The organism is Brevundimonas diminuta 3F5N (assembly GCF_900163625.1).
Classification (GTDB): Bacteria; Pseudomonadota; Alphaproteobacteria; order Caulobacterales; family Caulobacteraceae; genus Brevundimonas; species Brevundimonas diminuta_A.
This window is the reverse complement of the sequence record NZ_FUIE01000052.1, coordinates 1-15630: the sequence shown is the minus strand read 5'-3', so window position 1 is coordinate 15630 and position 15630 is coordinate 1. Positions and strand designations below refer to the sequence as shown.

The following is a 15630-nucleotide window of genomic DNA, read 5'->3' as shown; positions in this document are numbered from 1 at the left end:
GTTCAAGCCGCAGGGCGAGTGACAGCTTCCTTCTCCCCTTGTGGGAGAAGGTGGCCGAGCGGAGCGAGGTCGGATGAGGGGTTGCTGGGCGCAAACCTCTTCAGCCTTTTTGGCGCCGTGCCGACACCCCTCATCCGTCTGCCTTCGGCAGCCACCTTCTCCCACAAGGGGAGAAGGAAACTATTCCGCCGGGCTCATGTCTGGCTCGAGGCCGGCGCGCTTCTCCTGCGCTTCCCATTCCTCGATCTTGCGGGCGGTGTATTCTGGCGACTTGGTGAAGCGCGCCAGCACGCCATAGATCACCGGCACCACGAACAGGGTCAGCACCGTCGCGAACATGGCGCCGGTGAAGATCACCACGCCGATGGTCTGACGGCTGCCCGCCCCCGCCCCTTGCCATAGCACCAGCGGCAAGGCGCCGAAGGCGGTGGCGATCGAGGTCATGATGATCGGGCGCAGACGCAGGGCCGCCGACTCGATGATGGCCTCGCGGATGGTCCGGCCCTGGTCGCGTAGCTGGTTGGCGAACTCGACGATCAGGATGCCGTTCTTGGCCGCGACGCCGATCAGGATGATCAGGCCGATCTGGCTGTAGATGTTCAGGCTGGAGCCCGCCATCAGCAGACCAAACAGCCCGCCCGCCGCCGCCAGCGGCACCGTCAGCATGATGACCGCCGGGGTGATCCAGCTCTCGAACTGAGCCGCCAGCACCAGGAAGACCAACAGCAGGGCCAGGGCGAAGGCCCAGCCCACGGCGCTGCCCGCCTCCTGCTGGTCGCGCGCGGCGCCGCCCCAGCGGATGTTGGTCACGCCCTGCGGCTGTTTGGCGACCTCGGCGTTCAGGAACTGCACCGCGTCGTCAATGGTCGTACCGGGGTTGAGATCGGCCGCCAGGGTGATGGCCCGCTGGCGATCCAGGCGGCGACGATCCGGCGTATCGCCCGAGGTCTTGGTCGTGACCACGGCCGACAGCGGCACCAGTTGCGCCGTGCCGGTCGAGACATAGAGCGACTCCAGGTCGGAAACCTCACGGCGGCTGTCGCGCTCGGTCTGCAGGATGACGTCGTACTCCTGGCCGCCCTTGATGTAGGTCGTGGCGCGACGCGAACCGAACATGGTCTCCAGCGTACGGCCGATCTGCTGCGAGGAAACGCCCAGGGCGGCCGCCTTCTGCGGATCGACGTCGACCAGCAGGCGCGGCGCGTTCGGCTCATAGTTCAGGCGCGGACGCGAGAAGCCGGGGTTCTCCTGCGCCGCCGCCAGAATGGGCTGCAGCCAGTTGTAGATGGCGGCGTATTCCGAACCCGTGACGACCATCTCGACCGAATTGGAGTTGCCGCCGCCGCGCTGGAAGGCGCCGGGCGTCGAGGCATTGACCTGGGCGCCGGTCTGGTTGCGCAGCTTGCCGTTCAGCTCCTGAGCGATCTGGTCGGCCGATCGATCACGTTCGGACCAGTCGGACAGGTTCAGGATCGCGCTGCCCGAGCTGAAGCCCGAGCCGCCGAAACCGGGCGACGAGACCAGATAGTTGGCCGCCTCGCCGTTCTCGCGATACTCGGCCAGCAGCGGCTCCAGGCCCAGCATGATCTCGCGCGTGTAGTCGAAGCCCGTGCCCTCAGGCCCGGCGATACGCAACGTCACGCGACCGCGGTCCTCGTTCGGCACTAGCTCGTTCGGCAGGTGCAGGAAGATGCCTGTGGCTCCTGCCGCGACCAGGACGATGACAGCCGCCACCCCGCCGACAGCGATGCGGCGGCCCAGCAGGGCGTCCAGCGAAGCCGCATAGGAGCGCTTCAACGCATCCATGCCCGCATCCACGCGTCGCGCCACCCAACCGCCGGTGTGCGCCGGCTTCAGGATCTTGGACGCCAGCATGGGCGACAGGCTGAGCGCCAGGAAGGCCGAGAAGGCCACGGCCGCCGCGATGGCCGCCGCCAGCTCCACGAACAGGCGTCCCACATAGCCCGGCAGGAACAGCAGAGGCGCAAACACCGACAGCAGGACGACCGTCGTCGCCACGACGGCGAAGAAGACCTGACGCGCCCCGCGCTCGGCGGCCACCAGCGGCGGCTCGCCATGGTCCAGGCGGCGCTGGATGTTCTCGACCACGACGATGGCGTCATCCACCACCAGGCCGATGGCCAGCACCAGGGCCAGCAGCGTCAGCAGGTTCAGCGAGAAGCCCAGCGGCGCCAGGACGATGAAGGTCGCTAGCAGGCAGATCGGCGCCACCACCGACGGGATGATCGCCGCCCGCAGGCTGCCCAGGAAGATGAAGTTGACCAGGGCCACCAGCGCCATGGAGATGCCGATGGTGATCCACACCTCGTCGATGGCGTGCGAGGTGAAGACCGAGTTGTCAGAGCCGACCTCCAGCGTCGTGCCGGGCGGCAGGCTGTGGGCCACCTCCTCCATCAGCTTGCGCGCGCCTTCGGAGATCTGCAGGTCGTTCGACTGGGCCTGACGGGTGATGGCCAGGCCGATCTGATCGACGCCGTTGCCGCGGAACAGGCGGCGCGCCTCAGCGGGCGCCTCTTCTATGCGGGCGATATCGCCCAGACGGGTGACGTAGGCGGCGTTGCCGATCTGGGCGCCGGTGACGCCGTTGGTCATGGCGGCGGACGCCGCGCCCAGGGTGCCGGACGCCTGCGCGCCGGTGGCGGTCGAGGCCGAGCCGCGCGTGCCGATGGGCAGTTGGGCGAAATCGGCCGGGTCGGCGTAGTTGCGCGCCACGCGGACCGTGTAGTCCTTCTGCGCCGATTCAAGCGCGCCGGCGGGCAGTTCGACGTTCTGGTTGTTCAGGGCCGTCTCGACGTCGGTGACGGTCAACCCTCGCGCCGCCATCGCTCCGGCGTCCAGCCAGATACGCATGGCGTAGCGTTGCTCGCCAAAGATGTTGACCTGAGCGACACCCGGCACGGTGGCGAAACGGTCCACCAGATAACGGCGGGCGTAGTCAGTCAGCTCCAGGCGGTCCATGGTCGTGGAGCGCAGGAACATGATCATGATCGGCTGACTGTCGGAATCGGCCTTGGCCACTTCCGGCGGATCGGCCTGGTCCGGAAGGCGGCCCAGCACGCGCGAAATACGGTCGCGCACGTCATTGGCCGCGTCGTCTATGTTGCGGTCCAGCGAGAACTCGATGTTCACGTTGGAGCGGCCGTCGCGGCTGGTCGAGTTGATGCGCTCGACGCCCTGGATGCCGGCGATCTGCTGCTCGATCGGCTCGGTGATCCGGCTTTCGATCACCTCGGCCGAGGCGCCGGCGTAGTTGGTGCTGACCGAGACGACGGGCGGGTCCACGTCCGGCAGTTCGCGCACGGGTAGGAAGAAGAAGGCCGCCGCGCCTATGACGCACAGCACGATGGCCGCCACCGCCGCAAAGACGGGGCGCCGGACCGAAACATCAGACAGCATCATGGGCGGGCCGCCTGCGGAGCGCGTGCGCCGCCCTTGGCTGGAGCGCCGCGTTGCTGGCCTTCGGCGCCTTCGACGGTGACAGGAGCGCCCGGCTGGATGCGGTTCAGGCCGGACGCAACGATGCGGTCATTATTGCCCAGACCCGAGACGATCTCGACAAAGCCGCTCTCGACCGCGCCGGTCTGGACCTCGACGCGCTGGGCGGTCGTGCCCGTCTCGCCGCGCGCGATGCGGTAAACGAACGCGCCCTGGCCCTCATACTGAACGGCCGCCTCAGGCACGGCCAGGCTCTGGCGGCGCCCCTGATGGACGGCGACGCGCATCATCATGCCGGGGCGAATGCGGTTTCCGGGGTTGGGGAACTCGGCGCGAGCGATGACAGCGCGGGTCTGTTCATTGACCCGCGTATCCAGCAAGGCGATGCGGCCATTGAATTCTTCGCCGGGGAAGGCGTCCGTGGTCGCGGTGATCGGCGCGCCCACGGGCAGAACGCCCAGATAACGTTCAGGCATGGGGAAGTCGACGCGGACCCCGCTGGTGTCGTCCAGGGTGGTGATGACCGCGCCCGGCGAGATCAGGGTGCCCGGCGTGACCGTCGTCAAACCCAGCACGCCGGCGAAGGGCGCGCGCAGGATACGGTCGCCGCGACGGGCTTCCGACGCCGCCATGGCCGCCTGGGCCGTCTTCAGCGCCGTCTCGGCCGTCTCCGCCATGACGCGCGGCGCCACGCCGCGCTCAGCCAGGATGCGGTAGCGGTCATACTCGCGCTGGGCGTTCTCCAGCTGGGCGCGAGCGCGGATCAGATCGGCGTCTTCCTCGCGCGCCTGCAGCTCGACCAGGGGCGCCCCCGCCGCCACGGCCTGGCCGTCGGTGAACATGACCCTGGTCACCAGTTCGGTCGTGTTCGAGGTGATGTTGACCGAGCGGCGGCTGCGGGCGACGCCCAGCACGCGGATCTGGTCAGCGAATTCGCGCCGTCCGGCCACGACCTCGGCGACGATCTGGCCGCGTCCCGCCCCCGGTCCCCCCGGACCGTGTTGCTGAGCCGCATCGCCGCCGCTGAAGGCGATCTTGATAATCGCCGCCACGACCATCAGCCCCAATACGCAGGCTGCGCCGATAATGAAAAAATGGCGTTTGAACACGCGACGCAGTCTCCCCGACAACAAGCGCCCCCGCTTAACGGGTCACCGCCGTTACGCAAATAACGTATCTGTAACGTGAGGAACCTTGGATTCCGTCGCGGAAATCGGGACTAAAATCGACGCCAGATTCCGATAATGGGCCCTCTGCCCGCAGGAATTTCACGACCCGCCACGGCCTGCCGCCACCCCGCCTGCACCCGCCAGTCGCCAAACCGGCGCACCACCGAGCCTTCCAGCGACAGCCAGCGTGCGGCGCCGTTCCCATCCGCCGCTCCGCCGAAGGCCTGACCCATCACCATCCAGTCGCGGTTGAGGCGCCATCCAGCCGTCACGTCCGCCCGCGTCTCGTCCGGCAAACCCGATCGCCAGCGCCGCGCCGCCTGAAGATCAAGGAACCCGCGATCAAAGGACCGGCCCGCCAGAAGCCGCGCCTCCCAATCGCTGTCTCCGGCGCCCGGCGGCGCGTAGCCGGCGTTGCGCCCGGCGCCGCCCTCGGCATAGCCGACATAGACGGCGGCGACGTTGCGGTCGTCGCGATAGGCCTGCCAGCGCACGCCTATCTCGATCGGCCCCAGTCCCTGATAGTCCAGGAACTCGTCACGGCCGTCCTGCCATTCGCCCTTGCCCTGAAGAGTGATGCGGTCGCTCAGCCCGTATTCCACAAACACGCTGGCCACGATGTCCCGCCGCCCGCCGGGCAGGTCGACCCGCCCGCCGTCCGAGGCGAAGTAGTCCTCGGCGCGGATATTCTCATATTTGACGATGATCTCGCCCTGCCCCTTCGGCAGGTTCCAGGCGCCTGCGTGAGCCGCCTCGGCGCCGGACAGCAGCCCCAGTCCGGCCCAGAGGCCGATGCTTCCCTTCCCCCGCACGGCCCCCGCCTTTTCTAGATGTCGTAACCGGGTGATTTTCGCTGCAACTGGCGCAGGGCGCCGGGCCAGGCCAGGGAAGAGATGAAGCCGATCCCCCGGCCCTGCTCCTTCGTCTCCGCCTGGGCGGCGTCAGGCGCGATCAGGACGTTGTCGCGCCCCGCCGACAGGGCCGCGACCTGCTGGGCGCAGGCGCGTTCCAGGAAGAAGATCCCGACCCAGGCTTCCGCCGCCGTGTTTCCAACCGCCAGGGTGCCGTGATTACGCAGCAGCATCAGCGGCTTGTCTCCCAGATCGGCCACCAGCCGTTCGCGCTCGTCGTGGTTCAACGCCAGACCCTCATAGCCGTGATAGGCGACCTGATGCTGCAACAGGCAGGCGTTCTGACTGATCGGCAGCAGGCCGTCCTTCTGCGCCGCGACGCCGACGCCGTTCACCGTGTGCAGGTGGATGACGAAATGCGCCTCTTCGCGCGCCGCATGGACCGCCGAGTGAATGGTGAACCCGGCCGGGTTGATGAAGCTGGTCGTGTCCTGAACGACATTACCGTCCAGATCGACCTTCACCAGGGAAGAGGCTGTAATTTCGTCGAAATACCAACCGTAAGGGTTGATAAGGAAGTGATGCTCCGGCCCCGGCACGCGCGCCGAGATATGGGTGAAGATCATGTCGTCCCACCCGTTCAGCGCCACCAGGCGGTACAGCGCGGCCAGTTCGACCCGCGCCTTCCACTCCGCCTCGGAAACCTGGGATTTGAGCGACTGCGCTTCGTCCGTCATTGGTCTTCCCCCTTATCAGCGTTCAGGTGAAGCCTCTCTCCGCCCCGGTCCCACGTCAAGTCGCCGAACGCGGCCGAAAGGGCCGAAAAGGAAGACTTCGTTAACCCTGTTTTCATCGACACGAGCGAACACTGTCCGCTGGCGGCGCGGCCGCATCGTCGGGGGGATGGTTCCGTGGTCTCAATCGAGGCGTTCGCGTCTTCCCCGCGTGGCGAGCCCCTGCCGCTGGCCAGCCTTCACCAACTGATCGACCTGGCGGCCGCTCGCCCGCCGGAAGAACAGCAACGCCTGCTTCTCGGCGTCGCCGAACTTTATCACTCGGTCGGCGGCCAGACCGGCGCGCCTGCCGCCCTGACCGAGGTCTTCGTCGCCATGGTCCGCGTCGCCGAGCAGGACATCCGACGTATCCTGGCCGAACGACTGGCCGACGCCGCCTGGGCGCCGACGGACCTGGTGCGCCTGTTGGCCGCTGACGCCATCGAAATCGCCCGCCCGGTGATCGCCGCCAGCCCCCTGTTGCTCGATGCCGACCTTATGGCTCTGCTGCAAGAGGCCTCGCTGGATCATCAGGTCCAGGTGGCCCTGCGCCCCGACCTTGGCGCCACGATCGTCCGCGCCATCCTGGATCGCGGCGAACCCGCCGTCATGACCGCCCTGGCCGTCAACCGCACAGCGCGGCTGGACGCGGCCGACATGGCCCGGCTGGTAGAACAGGCGCGCTCTATCGCCGCCCTGCGCGCGCCGCTGACGCGACATCCGCGATTGAGCGAGGATCAGGCCCTGCGCCTCTATCAATGGGTCGGCGACGCCCTGAAGCAGGCCATCTCCCAGCGCTTCAGCCTGGACGCCGCCGCCCTGACGACAGCAGTCGCAGCAGCCGCTCGGCAAGCGACCGAGACCTCGCCGGATCAAGCCGCCGCCAATCTGGCCGCCAAACTGCATGCGGCGGACCAGTTGCGCCCCGCCACCCTGATGCGGGCCGTGCGGGAAAAGAAGCTGGACCTGTTCATCCACGCCCTGGCCCTGCTGAGCCGGCTCGAGACCGAGGCCCTGCGGCGCGCCCTGCGCGGCGACACCGCCCGACCGCTGTTCCTGGCCTGCACCGCTGCAGGCTTGGATCGCGCCGCCTTCCCCGCCCTGCTGCGCGAGGTTCGCCAGTTGAACCACGGCCTGCCGCATGATCCCGATGGCGAGGCCTGGCGCCCGGCCCAGCGCTCGGCGACCCAGGCCGCCTATGAATTTCGTCTGCTGATGGCGCCCGAAGACGGCCCGACGGTTTGACAGCGCGCCTCCGCTCCGCTTGCGTAGGCTCGTGACTCAGTCGTTCCAGCCCACCGCCATCACCTTTGTCGCCAGCGACCGGCCCGAGGCCGAGGCCGCCCGCATACGGCTGAGCGAACGCTATGGCTCCGTTCCCGCCGCCGAGGCCCAGGTGATCGTCGCCCTGGGCGGCGACGGCTTCATGCTGGAGACCCTGCACAACAATCTTCAGCTGCGCACGCCCGTCTATGGGATGAACCGCGGCTCGGTCGGCTTCCTGATGAACGACTATGAGGAAGACGACCTGCTGGATCGGCTGGCCCAGGCCGACCGCACGGTGCTGCATCCGCTGCAGATGGACGCCTGGGTCGAGAGCGGACAGGTTCACAGCGGCCTGGCCATCAATGAGGTCTCCCTGCTGCGCCAGACGCGCCAGAGCGCCAAGCTGCGCATCAGCATCAACGACAAGGTGCGGCTGGAGGAACTGACCTGCGACGGCTGCCTGGTGGCGACGCCAGCGGGGTCGACCGCCTATAATCTGTCGGCGCACGGGCCGATCATTCCCCTGGACGCGCCCAGCCTGGCGTTGACGCCGATCAGCGCCTTCCGGCCCCGGCGCTGGCGCGGCGCCCTGCTGTCGCACACGGCGCGCGTGCGGTTCGACGTGCTGGAGCCGGACAAGCGGCCGGTCAGCGCCACGGCCGACAATTTCGAGGTGCGCCGCGTCTCGCGCGTCGAGGTGCGGGAACGGCGCGACATCACCCTGACCATGCTGTTCGATTCAGGCCGTTCCTATGAAGAGCGCGTCATGGCCGAGCAGTTCGCCGCCTGAACTGTAAAATTAATCGAGGCGCCGTCACCGGATTTTAAACCTCTGCGCGGCAAAATGGGTGCTGTTGTTGAGGAGCCGCCCGTGACCAACCAAGTCATCCGCCCGCCCAATCCCCTGCGCGCCAAGGTCGGCGGCGGCTTCGGCGGCATCGACGCCAACGCCATCGCCAGGGCCGAGGAAGCGTTAAAGGCCATGTCGGCCCAGTTCGGCCAGTGGCTGAACGACGAGGTGGTCAAGCTGGACAAGGCCCAGGCCGACATCCGCAGCCAAGGCTACACGCCCGAAACGGCTGAGGCCCTCTATTTCCGCGCCCACGACCTCAAGGGATTGGGGACCACTTACGAATATCCGCTGGTCACGCGCATCGCCGCCTCGCTTTGCCGGATGCTGGATGACGCCGACAAGCGGATGCAGGCCCCCTTGGCCGTGATCGACGCCCACGTCGACGCCATCAAGGCCGTCGTTCGCGACAAGATTCAGACTGACGAGCACCCCGTCGGGCGCGATCTGGTCGAAACCCTCGAAGCCCGCACGGCGGAGCACCTGGGCTAGGAATCCGCCCCTTCTCAGGTAACGGCGTGTCTAGGCCGCATTCACCGCAGCGCGCCAGCCGTCATCGGCCGGACGGTCCAGCCGTTCCAGCAGATAGGCCAGGTCTTCACGGGCGGCGTCAGGGCGCTGGCTCAGGAAGCGCTCCAGCATCCGTTGGCGGAAGGCGGCGCTGCCGGTGTCCCCGCCCTCGGCCTGGAGCGCGCGCCAGGTATCGACCCCGGCGCGGAAGGCCTGGAACAGGCGCGGCGGCATCCCCGCGCGGTCGTAAATAGCCTTGAGCCCCAAAGGCCCGGCGTCATGCACCATCAGCCAGGCACGATGATGCGGCGTACCGGCCAACTCGGCCAGGGCGTGTTCGAACAGGCCGATCTGCCCCCGCGCCAGCGACCGCAACAGCAGCGACGGCGTCAGCACGCGACGGCTGTTCAGTCCCACCACAAAGGCAGGCAAATCGTCTGTCACCCGCGCCTGATCCACCAGATCGATCGTGGCCCGTTCTCGCGCGAAGTCGGCGAACTGAATGGCGGTCTCGGGCGCCAGGGCGTGGCGGGTGATCAGATGTTCACGCACCGCTTCGCTGGCTAGAACCACAAGCCGTTCGGTCACCGACAACGGCAGAACCTGACGATAGGCCAGGGCCGAGATCACCTCGGGCGCATCGCTGAAGCGATCCAGGGCGACGCCCAGCGCGGCCTCGGACAGGTCGGCGTTGTCGTTGGACGCCAGGGCCGCCACCGCCTCCTGCTTGCCTTCCGCAACCAGTACCGCCGCTACATCGCGCGGCACCCGCGGACGAGACGCCACGGCCACCTGGCGCAGCGCCGTTCCGGCGCGCACGATCTCGATCAGGTCGTCGTCGGTAAAGGCCGGGCAGCTGTTGATGATGGGCAGAGCCACGCTGTCCACGTCGCCGGCCAGCCGACGCGCCGCCTCGCGCGGCATGATGTCCGAGGCCTTCAGCGTCACCGCCACGGCCCGGCGCACCAGTTCGGCTGCATCCGCCGCCAGCACGCTGAGGATCTTCTGCGCCGCCTCGCGCTCCACATCGTCCAGAGTCATGCGGTCGATGCTGCGACACAGCTTATGGGCGGCGGCCGCGCGCTCGTCCTCCAGATCAGACTTGATCAGGCGCCGGATGTCGCTTTCCGTCAGTCTGGCCCGGTAGGCGGTCATGGCTCGGAGGCTCGGGGTTGGCGAGGAATCAATCGTCACCCCTAGCGTTACATAGTTAACACCCTCTTAGGAATAAGGCGGAAGCGTGGTCACGCCACCTTGTCCGGCGGCGGAGCGAATGCGCCCCCGAATCCGCCGCCCGATCCCTGTCCGTCCTGCCCCAGCAACAGCGCCAGCAGGCTCTGATCCTGCTTCAGCCGATCCATGCGCGCGGCCAGCATCCGATCCTTCTCGCTCAGTTCCGGCGCCGCCTTGGCCGCGCCGCCGCTGCCGACGCCGACGGCCGGGAAGGCCTCGCCCGCCGTACGCTGCAGATTGGCGTGCACCTCGGCCGCCGTGGCCGGGCGGCCGTTGCGATAGAAGATCGAACGGTTGGCCGACGCCGCTTCGGGGAACAGGGCCACCGCGCTGGACTGGGGCCGCGCCTGCACCGCCTCCAGCAACTTGGCCGCGCCTGCTGGCCCCAGGAAGTGCGCCGCATAGAGGTCGCCCGCTCCCGGCTCGCGTCCCGTGCGGCCGCGCAGATAGGCGGCGTTGGACGCCGTCAGCTCCCCCGCCATGGTCGAGGCGGCCTGAGGGTCGAAGCGCAGGTCCAGCACCACGTTGCGGGCCGAGCCGCGCACCTGCCAGCGCCCGTCGCCGCCCTGATAGATCAGATCCGCATACTGGCCGTAGCCGTGCTTGGCGCCGTGCCGTTTCACCGTGCCCAGCCAGGTCTGCTCGATGAACTGGAACAGGCCCGAAGCCGAGGACGTCGGCGCCCGTGCATTGGGGTTCATCGCGCTTTCACGGCGCGCGGTCTTCATCAGGAAATCGAAGTCCACGCCGGTCGAGGTCGAGGCGCGCCGGATCGCCGCCTCCACGCCGCCGGATGATGGAATCGCTTTCACGGTCATGTGTGAACGGTCGCTAACCTAGGTAAACCAAACCTTAACGCGAGACCGCCGCCGTTAACAATTTAAAGCGCCACAATAAGGCCGCAAGCGAAGCGCGAACTCTGTTCCGTGGGTGCTGGGGAGGGCCTGCGACAGGAGGCGCGTAAGTCATGATGATGCGTATCGCCGGCGGCCACGGCGTGGTCAGCCCCCTCGATTTCCAACAACGCAAGAAGCCCCTGCCCCGATGGGTGTGGGCGATGATCGGCGCCTCGGCTCTCGCGCACGTCGGCGCTGGCGTCTGGCTGTATCAGCAACGTTTCGAATTGGCCGATATCCCGCCTGCGCCGACAGAAACGCCGCCCACCATCATCGATCTGATCCGGCCGCCGCTGCCGCCCAAGCCTGAGACGCCGCCAAAGGCTTCGCCCGCGCCGACGCCGCCGATCCATCGGCCGGCGCAGGTCATGCCCAGCGATGTCGCGCCGCTGGAGATTCCGATCGCCCCTGTCGTCAGCCATGACGCCGGGCCAGCCATCAACCTGACGGAACCGGCGGCCGAACCTTCGACGGGAACCACGGTCACGCCCGAACCGCCCAAGCCCGTTCCCGTCATCACCCTGCCCGACTGGGTGCGGAAACCGACGGCGGACCAACTGATGCGGGCCTACCCCTCGGCAGCCGAGGCGCGTGGGATCGGCGGCGTAGCCGAACTGTCCTGCCTGGTGCGGGTGGACGGCAGCCTGACCGGCTGCTCGGTCACGGCCGAGACGCCGGGCAATCAGGGCTTCGGCCGTGCGGCGATGAGCCTGAGCCGCTACTTCCGCCTCAGCCCGCGCACGGTCGACGGTCAGGCCGTCGACGGCGCCCGCGTCACCATGGCGATCCGCTTCGACCCGCCCAAGGATTAAAAGAACCGCGAGGGATGGAGGGTCGGCTCGGCGACGGGCCGGCCCTCTGTCGCATCGGCGACGACGGCGCCGATCAGCGGCCCCAGCAGCCATCCGTTGCGGCGCGGCCCCAGCACGACATGGAGGCCCGGCGCGACCTGCCCCGCGATCGGCAGGCCATCCGGCGTCGTTCCCCGCACCCCCGCACGCCAGTCGATCGTCAGCGGGCGCGGCGCCTGGCCCAGCACCGTCCATGCAGCGGCCAACATGGCCTCGCAACGCGCCGCGTCAGGCATCACCGAGCGTGCGCCCGGCTCCATCGTCGCCCCGATCACGCTGCCCTCGCCCATCGGCGCGACATAGGCGCCCGGCCCGCGCAGGACATGATCGACCAGCCTTTCCCTCACCAGACCGATCTGGCCGCGAATGGGGGCGATGCAGGCGACGGCCGCCCGCGCTTCGAGCGGCAGGCCTTCCAGCGCCGGATCAGCGCCGGTAGCCAGAATCACATGATCGCCCCGCACGGCGCCTGCTGTCGTCTGGACCCGCCAGCCCTGCCCGTCCGGCGACACGCCTTGCGCCTGCGCCTCGATCACCGTCAGCCCTCGCGCCAGCGCCGCCAGGGCCTGAGGCGGATCGACCTTCGCATCCTCATGCGTCGTCAGGCGCGCCGAGGCGGCGTCATACTGATGCTGAAAACCCAGCGCCGCCATCCGCGCCGCCAGTTCGGCGACGTCGCCGCCGCGCCACTCGGCCATATCGCCATACAGGCGCACGCCCGTCGCCTCGGCGAAGGCGGGCCACAGGTCGCGCGCGCGGCGCAGAACCTCAGCCGCCTCGAGCGACAGATCGTCGATGGCGCATTCCATAGCGGGCGCGATCATGCCCGCCGCCACGGCCGAGGCGTTGACGCCGCCCGGATCGACCACCGCCACGCGGCGCCCGCGTCGTCTCAGCTCCGTCGCCGCGCACAGGCCCAGAGCGCCCGCGCCGATGACCACGGCGTCGAAGGAAGGTTCGGGAGAATTGAAAAGGGGCACGGGATGTCCTTCGACCTCCCGCGCCCCGATTTCAACCGTCGATAGCGGTCTTTTATTCAGCCGCCAGCTTGGCCGCGCGCGCCTCTTCCAGACGCTTGGTCAGGGCGGCGTGCTGGCCCCACAGAGCCTTGGGCAGGCGATCGCCGAACTTCTCGTAGAAGGCGGGGATCAGGGCGGCTTCCTCGGTCCAGACGTCGGCGTCGACGTCCAGCAGGATCTGCAGGTCGGCGTCCGTCAGCGTCAGACCCGACAGGTCCAGCGCAGCCTTCGACGGCACGCGGCCGACCGGGGTGTCCACGGCCTCGGCCTGGCCTTCCAGACGCTCGACGATCCACTTCAGCACGCGGGCGTTGTCGCCAAAGCCCGGCCAGACGAACTTGCCTTCGTCGTTCTTGCGGAACCAGTTGACGAAGAACAGACGCGGCAACTTAGACGCGTCCGACTTCTCGCCCATCTTCAGCCAGTGGCCGAAATAGTCGCCCATGTTGTAGCCGCAGAACGGCAGCATGGCGAAGGGGTCGCGGCGCAGCTCGCCGACCTTGTTCTCGGCGGCGGCGGTGCCTTCCGAAGCCACGGTCGAGCCCATGAAGACGCCGTGCTCCCAGTCGAAAGCTTCCGTCACCAGCGGCACGGCCGAGGCGCGACGGCCGCCGAACAGGATGGCGTCGATCGGCACACCCGCGGGGTCTTCCCACTCAGGCGCGATCGACGGGCACTGACCGGCCCAGACGGCGAAGCGCGAGTTCGGGTGGGCCGCAGGCTCGCCCGATGCCGGATCGTGCGGCTGGCCCTTCCAGTTGGTCAGGCCTTCCGGCGCGTCCTTCGACAGGCCTTCCCACCAGACGTCGCCGTCAGCGGTCAGGGCCACGTTGGTGAAGATGGTGTCGCGCGTCAGGGTTTCGAGCGCGTTCTTGTTGGTGTTGCGGCTGGTGCCCGGCGCGACGCCGAAGAAGCCCGCTTCCGGGTTCACGGCGTACAGACGACCATCGTCGCCGAAGCGCATCCAAGCGATGTCGTCACCGACCGTCTCGGCCTTCCAGCCATCCAGCGCCGGTTGCAGCATGGCCAGGTTGGTCTTGCCGCAGGCCGACGGGAAGGCGGCCGCGACGTACTTCGACACGCCTTCGGGGCTGGTCAGCTTGAGGATCAGCATGTGCTCGGCCAGCCACCCCTCGTCGCGGGCCATGATCGAGGCGATGCGCAGGGCGTAGCACTTCTTGCCCAGCAGGGCGTTGCCGCCGTAGCCCGAGCCGTAGGACCAGATTTCGCGGGTCTCAGGGAAGTGGACGATCCACTTGTCGTCGTTGCAGGGCCAGGCCACGTCGGCCTGACCTTCAGCCAGCGGGGCGCCCAGGGTGTGAACGGCGGGGACGAAGACGCCGTCGGCGCCCAGCATGTCCAGCGCGCCCTTGCCCATGCGGGTCATGACGCCCATCGACACGGCCACATAGCCGCTGTCGGTGATCTCGACGCCCAGGGCGGAGATCTTGGAGCCCAGCGGGCCCATGCAGAACGGCACCACATACATGGTGCGGCCCTTCATGCAGCCGTCGAACAGGCCATCCAGACGGGCGCGCATCTCGACCGGATCGGACCAGTTGTTGGTCGGGCCGGCGTCGGCGGCGTCCTGCGAGCAGATGAAGGTGCGGCTCTCGACACGGGCCACATCCTTGGGGTCCGAGGCGGCGTAGTAGCAGCCGGGGCGCTTGGCCTGATCCAGCTCCTTCAGCGTGCCCTTGCCGATCAGATCGGCGACGATGGCGGACTTCTCGGCGTCCGAGCCGTCGCACCAGTGAACACGGTCAGGCTTGGTCAGGGCGGCGATCTGCTCCACCCAGGCGACGAGGCCCTTGTGTTCAGTCGGCGCCGGATGGAGACCGGGAATCGATTGCGTCACGTCTTGCTCTCCTGAAGCTGCGCGCAGCGATCTGTCGTCGCCGTCACGCCATAAGCTGATCACGCTGTGTAACGGGGGCCAATGAACCCGACGGGACGTTAGGTCAACCGCTGCACGTTTCATTCCCCCGTTATCCGGGTCGGACCATCCACACGCACATTTAAATCGTCAGAGCGCGTCCCAAGGGCTATCTCCTTCGGCGTGAAGACGATGGATTCTGTAAAGTCGACGCCGGACGGCGCGCAGAGCGCCCTGATCTCGCCCGCGGCCGAGCGCAACAGCGCGGCCATATTGGAGGTGCTGCGCGCCCACCTGCCCGTGCGGGGCCGGGTGCTGGAGATCGCCGCCGGATCGGGCCAGCACGCGGTCGCCTTCGCAACCGCCCTGCCCGGCCTGGAATGGACGCCCAGCGATCCCAGCGCGGAGGCGCGGGCCAGTATCGAGGCGTGGCGGGCGAAAACAGGCGCGGCGAACCTGCGGCCCGCACAGGCGGTCGACATGCTGGATGACGCCACCTGGCCGAGCGCGCCGTTGGACGCCGTCGTCTGCATCAACATGATCCACATCAGCCCGTGGTCGGCGGCCGAAGGCCTGATGCAGCTTGCGGAGCGGTCGCTGACGCGCCCCGGCGGCCTCATGTATCTGTATGGCCCCTATCGCGAAGCCGAGGTTCCGCTGGCGCCGTCCAACGCCGCCTTCGACGACAGCCTCAAGGCCCGCGATCCGGCCTGGGGCCTGCGCGACCGGGGCGAGGTTGAAGCGCTCGCCCGGTCGCATGGCCTGGCCCTGACGCTGCGGCGAGCCATGCCCGCCAACAATCTGAGCCTGATCTTCCGCCGGGTTTAGGCTCAGGACTCATAGCCAAAAGAGCACTGTAGCGGCGAGGGCTATGGCGGAG

The 15630-nt window shown here is 68.2% G+C and carries 13 protein-coding genes; 5 read left to right on the top strand and 8 right to left on the bottom strand.

Going from position 1 to position 15630, the window contains the following annotated elements:
* Positions 1 to 180: 180 nt before the first annotated feature.
* The 4 genes from FM111_RS10175 to FM111_RS10160 form a co-directional block, all read right to left on the bottom strand.
* Positions 181 to 3417: an efflux RND transporter permease subunit gene (locus tag FM111_RS10175; RefSeq protein WP_218779200.1), complete on the bottom strand. Its 3237-nt coding sequence runs from the start codon at positions 3415 to 3417 to the stop codon at positions 181 to 183.
* Positions 3417 to 4565: an efflux RND transporter periplasmic adaptor subunit gene (locus tag FM111_RS10170; protein ID WP_087140827.1), complete on the bottom strand. Its 1149-nt coding sequence runs from the start codon at positions 4563 to 4565 to the stop codon at positions 3417 to 3419. The genes FM111_RS10175 and FM111_RS10170 overlap by 1 nt, the downstream gene beginning before the upstream one ends.
* A gap of 110 nt (positions 4566 to 4675) precedes the next feature.
* Positions 4676 to 5437, bottom strand: coding sequence for a hypothetical protein (locus tag FM111_RS10165; protein WP_256968192.1), 762 nt, complete (start codon positions 5435 to 5437; stop codon positions 4676 to 4678).
* A 14-nt stretch (positions 5438 to 5451) separates the two neighbouring features.
* Entirely contained in the window at positions 5452 to 6213 is a 762-nt protein-coding gene (locus FM111_RS10160) for a class II aldolase/adducin family protein (RefSeq protein WP_087140826.1), read from the bottom strand.
* 174 nt (positions 6214 to 6387) lie between these two features.
* Between FM111_RS10160 and FM111_RS10155 the strand changes: the two genes are divergently transcribed.
* From FM111_RS10155 to FM111_RS10145, 3 genes are read left to right on the top strand one after another with little or no spacing between them, the layout of a single operon-like run.
* A complete protein-coding gene (locus FM111_RS10155) occupies positions 6388 to 7494 on the top strand; it encodes a DUF2336 domain-containing protein (protein WP_087140825.1) in 1107 nt (368 codons plus the stop codon).
* Positions 7495 to 7525: 31 nt separating this feature from the next.
* Entirely contained in the window at positions 7526 to 8305 is a 780-nt protein-coding gene (locus FM111_RS10150) for an NAD kinase (protein ID WP_087140824.1), read from the top strand.
* A gap of 54 nt (positions 8306 to 8359) precedes the next feature.
* Positions 8360 to 8857, top strand: a complete 498-nt coding sequence (locus tag FM111_RS10145; RefSeq protein ID WP_087140823.1) for an Hpt domain-containing protein — start codon at positions 8360 to 8362, stop codon at positions 8855 to 8857.
* Positions 8858 to 8887: 30 nt separating this feature from the next.
* On the opposite strand, the gene FM111_RS10140 is transcribed toward FM111_RS10145, so the two are convergent.
* The gene (locus FM111_RS10140) at positions 8888 to 10030 is read right to left on the bottom strand and encodes a DUF2336 domain-containing protein (RefSeq protein WP_087140822.1); all 1143 of its coding nucleotides are present in this window, start codon (positions 10028 to 10030) and stop codon (positions 8888 to 8890) included.
* 89 nt (positions 10031 to 10119) lie between these two features.
* Positions 10120 to 10926 (bottom strand): transglycosylase SLT domain-containing protein, encoded by an 807-nt coding sequence (locus FM111_RS10135; RefSeq protein WP_087140821.1) that lies wholly within the window; start codon positions 10924 to 10926, stop codon positions 10120 to 10122.
* Between the two features lie 149 nt (positions 10927 to 11075).
* On the opposite strand from FM111_RS10135, the gene FM111_RS10130 reads away from it, so the two are divergent.
* Complete coding sequence (locus FM111_RS10130; RefSeq protein ID WP_087140820.1) at positions 11076 to 11816, top strand: energy transducer TonB family protein; 741 nt, start codon at positions 11076 to 11078, stop codon at positions 11814 to 11816.
* On the opposite strand, the gene FM111_RS10125 is transcribed toward FM111_RS10130, so the two are convergent.
* Entirely contained in the window at positions 11813 to 12835 is a 1023-nt protein-coding gene (locus FM111_RS10125) for an NAD(P)/FAD-dependent oxidoreductase (protein WP_256968191.1), read from the bottom strand. The genes FM111_RS10130 and FM111_RS10125 overlap by 4 nt on opposite strands.
* A gap of 52 nt (positions 12836 to 12887) precedes the next feature.
* Entirely contained in the window at positions 12888 to 14732 is a 1845-nt protein-coding gene (locus FM111_RS10120) for a phosphoenolpyruvate carboxykinase (GTP) (protein WP_087140819.1), read from the bottom strand.
* 210 nt (positions 14733 to 14942) lie between these two features.
* Between FM111_RS10120 and FM111_RS10115 the strand changes: the two genes are divergently transcribed.
* The gene (locus FM111_RS10115; protein WP_087140818.1) at positions 14943 to 15578 is read left to right on the top strand and encodes a DUF938 domain-containing protein; all 636 of its coding nucleotides are present in this window, start codon (positions 14943 to 14945) and stop codon (positions 15576 to 15578) included.
* The last annotated feature ends 52 nt before the right edge of the window (positions 15579 to 15630 follow it).